A 6,487-nucleotide genomic window follows, 5' to 3' on the forward strand; every position below is an offset into this window, starting at 1 on the left:
AGAGCCATGAGCGAGCCCGAAGACAAGTGGCACACCACACCCGCGGAGCGGGCCACCCTCGATGCGCTGTACGACTGCTTCAAAGCCCATCCCGATCCCAACGCCGGGAGCTTCCGCAGGTCACCCGATCGTGCGTCGGTCATCGTCTACTGGCACGGACCTCCGCCGACCGGGCTGCTAGAGCTGGCGGGACAGCAGCCCGTTCCCATCACCTTCGAGTCAACGCGGTATCGGCTCGACGAGCTGATGCCGGTGGCGAAGCAGCTTGTGACCGACCATCACGATGTCATCTGCTCGGCCGGCCCCAGCAAGGACTTCTCCGGGGTCGGCGTGATGCTGTGGTCCGATCCAGCCACCGACCACGAGGAGCTGACTGCGGCGCTCGGCGAGGAGGTCGGCGTACCGGTTGTGTTCGAGCGGTACGTCGAACGCGGGTGATCCTGGAAGTCCAGTGCCTCAAGGGGCAAATGGTTCGCGGCGGGTGAATTGGCGAAGTTACGCTCAACAGATGGGTGAGCTCGAGTCGAAGCGTGCGCAGGTGGCGCGGATTCGTCGGACGGCGGTGCGGGCGGTTGCGGATTATGCGATCGACGCGCCGCGGCTGACGTTCATTGCGCACGGGGAGAATACGACGTTTCGCGTCGACTCCCCCGGTGGGCGTTACCTGATGCGGGTGCACCGGAAGAACCGGCACGGTCCGGGGGTCGACTCGCGGTTGGCGGTCGGTTCGGAGTTTGAGTGGTTGGCGGCACTGCAGGCTGACACCGATCTCGACGTACCGACGCCGATTCGCACCCGCGCCGGCCAATGGACGACCGTCAGCGATGACCTGGTGTGCTCGGTCCTCGGCTGGCAGGGCGGGCGGATGCAGGCGAATCATCCGCACCCCGTGCACTTCCGGCGACTCGGCGGCGTACTCGCTCGTCTGCACAACCACACCGCAGCGTGGACCCCACCCACCAAGCTCACCCGCATGCGCTGGGACTGGGAGACTTTCTTCGGCAACACCATGGAGTACGGCGGTGTCTCCGCCGCCGACTGCTGGGATCTCCTACCGCCGCCGGTGCGCGCGCAGTTCGACGAGATCGCCCGTCGGATGCGCATCACGATGAAAGACCTCGGCACCACCCCGGACGCCTTCGGCCTCATCCACGCGGACCTCCACCTGGAGAACGCTCTCTTCAACGGCGACGCCGTTCACATCATCGACTTCGACGACTGCGGCTTCGGCTACTGGCTCTACGACATCGCCGTCCCCCTCTGGGACAATCGGTACCGCGACGAGTACCCCGCACTGCGCACCGCCCTCCTCGAGGGCTACGGCGAACACCGCGAGCTCCCCGACCTCGCCCGCCTCGACAACTTCATCGCGACCCGAGACGTTGCCTTCGGCCTCTGGTTCGCCGGCATGGCCCAAGTCAACCCAGCGTTCGCCACCGACCTCGACCGAACCATGAACTACATCAACCGTTCCCTCGACAAACTCCTCTGACCATCAAGCCGAGGGGCCATGATGGGGGCATGACACAGGTCGAGCCCAGTACTGCGTGGCGTGAAGTTGTCGGATCGGACGAGAAGGCGCGACACCAGCGGCAGGCGGAGGGGTTCGTCGCCATGCAGCAACGCAAGTCCGGGAAGTACGGCGTGGGGCGCGCGTTGCACCGCCGACAGGTGGCTGCCTTGCGGGCGCGCGTCGACGTAGCGGAGGGTCTGCCGGACTATGCGCGACAGGGATTGTTCGCCCAGCCAGCCTCATTCGAGGCCTGGCTACGAGTCTCGAACGGTGGATTCAACGTCGCGGCGGACAAGACGCCGGACGTTCGCGGCTTCTCGATCAAGATCCTCGGGGTGACCGGGCAGGCGGCGCTCGGCGGTGAGGCGAAGAGCCAGGACTTTGCCCTGATCAACCATGAACACTTCAGCTCGGCGACCAGCAAGGATTTCAGCGGGGTCGTTCTCACCACCGGCAGTACGCCGGGCGCCGCGATCCGCCGGCTCATCACGTCCCCGTCGTTGTTGCCGAAGGTGCGCGAGGTGGTTACCGCGATCCGCACGCCGTTCACCGGCTTCGCCACCCAGGACTTCTTCAGCGCCGCACCCGTTGCCTTCGGCCCGTACGCCGTTCGCGTGCGACTCGCGGCCGCGTCCGACCAGGTGGATCCGGCGGCCCCGCAGGACTGGGGTGCCGACCTCTTCCGCCGACTCGCAGTCGCGCCACTCGTCTACGAACTGCAGGTCCAGTTCTTCCAGGACGAGGCGAGCACACCAATCGAAGACGCCTCCGCAACCTGGTCCACGCCGTACCAGACTGTCGCCACACTGACCGTCCCGCAGCAAGAACCCGACGACGAGTTCACCAAGACCGTGGAGTCAGCCCGCTTCGACCCCTGGAACGCGCTGGTCGAACATCGCCCCCTCGGCGAGGTCATGCGCGCCCGCAAAGTCGCCTACTACGCAAGCCAACAAGCCCGCTCAGCCAACTAGCCCAACTCAGGTCAGGCGTCGACCCGGCGCTGCGGTTGTCAGCGCAGCCCGATGCGGTGCAGCCAATCGGTGACTTGCGGCCGGGCTTGGCCGGCTTGTTCGCCGCGGACCGCCAGGCCTTCACCCAGGGTGGCGCCGGGGCAACTTCGGGCGTAGTCGCGTTCGGTCGTGCCCAGCCCGGACATCGCGTACGTCGTGAAGGGGTGAATGGTCTTGCCTGCGAAGTCGAGCTTCTCGGTGAAGGTCGACATGATCATCGGGGCGCGCACGTTCCAGATCGGGCTGCCCAGCAGGACGACGTCGTACTGGCCGATGCGTGGAAGCGGACTGGCGATCACCGGGCGGCCGTCGGTGTCCTGCTCCCGAACGTTGCGGGCCACGGTGTCGTCGTAGTCGTCGGAGTAGGGCTCGGCGGCCTCGATCCGGTAGACATCACACGGAACGAGGTCGGCGATCATGCCGGCCACTACCTCGGTGTTGCCCACCTGCAGCCAGGTGCGGCCGCCGTTGTCATAGTTCTCACCGGCGCGCGAGAAATAGGCGACCAAGATCTTCGGCACGGGTGCCTTTCCAGAAGCGGTCGACGGTTGCGCGGTGGGTCTTCCCTCGTTGCAGCCGCAGAGTCCAGCTACGGCCAAGGTGCCGGTGAGCGCGGCACCGAGCAATCGTCGGCGCGGCAGCGCGCGGCGTGGCTGTTGATGCATGGGCGTCAGTTGATCCGGCGGCTGCCGAGGGCGCTGACCATGGCGGGGTCGCGGTGGTCGAAGAAGAGGCTGTCGCCGGTGTCGAGGGTCGCGACTTGCTGGAGTTCGTCGTCGGTCAGGGTGAAGTCGAAGATGGCGAGGTTCTGGGCCATCCGGTCCGGGCGAACGGACTTGGGGATGACGACGATGTTGCGCTGGACGAGCCAGCGGAGTACTACCTGGGCGACCGACTTGCCGTGGGCTTCGCCGATCGTGGTCAGGACGGGGTCGGTGAACAGGTTGTTGCGGCCTTCGGCGAACGGGCCCCACGACTCGATCTGGACACCGTGCCCGGCCATCAGTTCCTGGTCGGCGACGCGCTGGTGGAAGGGGTGGGTCTCGATCTGGTTGATGGCGGGCGTGATCTCGTTGTGCTCGATGAGGTCGACGAGCCGGTCGGGGTGGAAGTTGGAGACTCCGATCGCCCGGGTGCGACCTTCGGCGTACAGGCGTTGCATGGCTCGCCATTCGGCGTAGTAGTCGCCGAGCGGCTGGTGGATCAGGTACAGGTCGAGGTGGTCCAGGCCGAGGCGGCGCAGCGAGGTGTCGAACGCGCGCACGGTGTCGTCCTCGACGCTGCCGCTCGGCGCATGCTGGATCCACAGCTTCGTGGTCACGAACAACTCGTCGCGGGCGATGCCGCTGGCGGCGATCGCAGCGCCGACAGCCTCCTCATTGCCGTACGACGCTGCCGTGTCGAGGTGGCGGTATCCGGCCTCGAGTGCGGCTTCGACGGCGGCCTGGGTCTGGTCGTCAGGGATCTGGAAGACGCCGAATCCGAGGATCGGCATCTCGACGCCGTTGTTCAAAGTGACAGTCTGCATGGTTCCAGGAAACAAGCACTCGGGTCGCGAGTGAGAGTCTCTGCTGTACCAGGTACCACCAGACCCTCCCAGGCCGGACAGACAACGCCGTACCGTGGTCACTGTGAGCAACAAAGACGACGTACGGGAGTTCCTGACCAGCCGGCGAGCCAACGTGACGCCGGAACAGGCCGGGCTGCCGACGTTCGGCGACAAGCGCCGCGTCGCGGGCCTCCGCCGCGAGGAGGTCGCGTTGCTCGCAGGTGTCAGCGCCGACTACTACATCCGGCTCGAGCGCGGCAATCTGTCCGGCGTCTCGGAACAGGTCCTGGACGCCCTCGCCCGGGCTCTGCAACTGGACGACGCCGAACGAGCCCACCTGTTCGACCTGGCCAAGGCCGCGACCGGCCCGGTCCGCGGCTCACGTCGTACCGCCGTGTCGAAGGTCCGCCCCGGCATCCACCGGATTCTGGAATCGCTGAGCACCCCGGCGTACGTGCGCAACGCCCGCACCGACATCCTCGCCGCCAACGACCTCGCGTTCGCCCTGTACGGCGACATCCTCGATCGCGAGCGCTTGCCGCTGAATCTGGCGAGGTTCCTGTTCCTCGACCAGCGGGCGCCCGTGTTCTTCCTCGACTGGGAAAGGGTGGCTGACGACTCAATTGCCGCTCTGCGGGTCGAGGCCGGGCACAATCCGCAGGACAAGAGCCTCACCGAACTCGTCGGCGAACTGGCCACGCGCAGTGAAGAGTTCCGCGTTCGATGGGCCCGGCACAACGTCAAGCACCACCGCACCGCCGCCAAACGCCTGCACAGCGCGCTGGTCGGCGACATCGAACTCACCGGCGAAGCCATGGAACTCCCCGGCGACGGCCTCGTCATCATCACCTACACCGCCGAACCCGGCAGCCCTGCCGCAGAAGCCCTCCGCTTCCTGTCCAGCTGGGCCAGCGACACCGATTCGCTCAGGCGGTGAGTTTGGCGAGCTCGGCCATCTCGGTGGGTGGGTCGACTACCGGCTGAATGACGAGCTCGTCGACGTCGGCCGCCTCGAGGGCGGCGATGCGGCGGAGGAGGTCGTCGCGGGTACCGACCAAGGCGAGCTTGTCGATCAGCGACGGCAGGATCAGGTCCCGCTCGATTGGGTCGATGCGCCCTAAGTAGTTGCTGTAGAGCTGGCGATAGCGGTCAGGCGCGGTGCCGGTGGTGCCGCGCTGGTCAAGGAAGCGCCGCACAGCCTCGCGCTCTTCGGGGCCCAGTACCTCGGCGAAGGACGGCTTGTCGGCGGCGAAAACCAAGAACGACAGGACGGTATGGCCGGTCGCATCGCGTACCGCGTCGCCGTACGCGTCCTCTCCCTCACCAAGCACGTAGAGCGAGGTCGTCAGGTAGGAGTCGCCGACGACAGGTTGGTTCGCGGCTTGTGCAGCCTCTGCGCGAGCGCCTTGGAATGCGTGCCAGGCCTCGGGGTCCAGGATGGCGAAGGACAGGAGGCCAGTACCGCGGCGGCCGGCGATGGCCGCGGACTTCAAGCCTTGGGCAGCGACCACGAACTCAAGAGGATCGGTCGTCTGTTCGACGTGCAGGAACTGGATGTCACGGACGCGGTCGCCCTCGCGGTAGCTGATCGGGCGGCCGGCGCTCAGGTCCTGTAGTGAGGCAGTGAAAGTCTCGAGCTCGGCGCTCTTGGTCGGTGGCATTCCCAGCGTGCGTCGGGCGGAGTTCCCGGTGCCGACGCCGCAGATGATCCGGCCCGGTGCCAGCGCATTGAGGCTGGCGAACCCACTCGCGGCCGCGGGAATCGACCGCAAGGCCGGCGACGTCACGCCGACACCGAGTTTGATGTGGCTGGTGGCCTTCGCGCACAAGGCGAGCGCGGCGAACGGATCGCCGTGGACCATGGGGGTGTCGTAGACCCAGAAGCTACTCAGGCCGAGCTCCTCAGCCTGTACGGCGAGGTCCTCCACACCGGGGGTTGCCGCGACGACGACGCCTGTACGCAAGGTGCCTCCTGACCGAGGGACTGCCGTACATATGTTAAGGGCCACCCCTTGCGGGGTGGCCCTTAACAGTGTGAAAGTCCGGCGGCGTCCTACTCTCCCACGACCTCCCGGTCGCAGTACCATCGGCGCTGAAGGGCTTAACTTCCAGGTTCGGAATGGAGACTGGGTGTTTCCCCGACGCTATGACCACCGAAACATCTATTCAGATATACAAACAACCAACCCTGCTGATCACAACCCCGTGGTGCTTGGTTCGGGGTTGGTGCTGGGGGTCCTGTTCATATTCTGGGAACCGTACAGTGAACGCGAACATCGTTACATAACGCAGCCTTTTGCCGTTGCCAACCAGATGGTTGGTGTGTGACAAGCCCTCGGCCTATTAGTACCAGTCAGCTCCACACCTTACGATGCTTCCACTTCTGGCCTATCAACCCAGTGGTCTACTGGGGGC

General features: G+C 66.0%; 7 protein-coding genes and 2 rRNA genes. 4 read left to right on the forward strand and 5 right to left on the reverse strand.

Features of this window, described 5'->3' with window-relative positions:
• Positions 1–6 precede the first annotated feature (6 nt).
• From ACFTSF_RS23180 to ACFTSF_RS23190, 3 genes are all read left to right on the forward strand, one after another.
• On the forward strand, positions 7–438 hold the full coding sequence (locus tag ACFTSF_RS23180; RefSeq protein WP_380155754.1) for a hypothetical protein: 432 nt from the start codon (positions 7–9) through the stop codon (positions 436–438).
• A gap of 70 nt (positions 439–508) precedes the next feature.
• Positions 509–1,492 (forward strand): phosphotransferase enzyme family protein, encoded by a 984-nt coding sequence (locus ACFTSF_RS23185; protein ID WP_380155755.1) that lies wholly within the window; start codon positions 509–511, stop codon positions 1,490–1,492.
• A gap of 29 nt (positions 1,493–1,521) precedes the next feature.
• The gene (locus tag ACFTSF_RS23190) at positions 1,522–2,484 is read left to right on the forward strand and encodes a hypothetical protein (protein WP_380155756.1); all 963 of its coding nucleotides are present in this window, start codon (positions 1,522–1,524) and stop codon (positions 2,482–2,484) included.
• Between the two features lie 38 nt (positions 2,485–2,522).
• Here the strand turns inward: ACFTSF_RS23190 and ACFTSF_RS23195 are convergent, their stop codons facing one another.
• Both ACFTSF_RS23195 and ACFTSF_RS23200 read right to left on the reverse strand, forming a co-directional pair.
• Entirely contained in the window at positions 2,523–3,044 is a 522-nt protein-coding gene (locus ACFTSF_RS23195; protein ID WP_380155757.1) for a flavodoxin, read from the reverse strand.
• 149 nt (positions 3,045–3,193) lie between these two features.
• Complete coding sequence (locus ACFTSF_RS23200; protein WP_380155758.1) at positions 3,194–4,051, reverse strand: aldo/keto reductase; 858 nt, start codon at positions 4,049–4,051, stop codon at positions 3,194–3,196.
• Between the two features lie 103 nt (positions 4,052–4,154).
• Between ACFTSF_RS23200 and ACFTSF_RS23205 the strand changes: the two genes are divergently transcribed.
• Complete coding sequence (locus ACFTSF_RS23205) at positions 4,155–5,009, forward strand: helix-turn-helix transcriptional regulator (protein WP_380155759.1); 855 nt, start codon at positions 4,155–4,157, stop codon at positions 5,007–5,009.
• On the opposite strand, the gene ACFTSF_RS23210 is transcribed toward ACFTSF_RS23205, so the two are convergent.
• From ACFTSF_RS23210 to ACFTSF_RS23220, 3 genes are all read right to left on the reverse strand, one after another.
• Entirely contained in the window at positions 4,999–6,036 is a 1,038-nt protein-coding gene (locus ACFTSF_RS23210) for an LLM class flavin-dependent oxidoreductase (RefSeq protein WP_380155760.1), read from the reverse strand. The two genes, ACFTSF_RS23205 and ACFTSF_RS23210, sit on opposite strands and share 11 nt — an antisense overlap.
• A gap of 76 nt (positions 6,037–6,112) precedes the next feature.
• Positions 6,113–6,230 (reverse strand): 5S ribosomal RNA (gene rrf / locus ACFTSF_RS23215).
• Positions 6,231–6,395: 165 nt separating this feature from the next.
• Positions 6,396–6,487: ribosomal RNA gene (locus ACFTSF_RS23220) — 23S ribosomal RNA — on the reverse strand; the annotation flags it as partial.

This window comes from Kribbella sp. NPDC056951 (genome assembly GCF_042674205.1).
Taxonomy (GTDB): Bacteria; Actinomycetota; Actinomycetes; order Propionibacteriales; family Kribbellaceae; genus Kribbella; species Kribbella yunnanensis.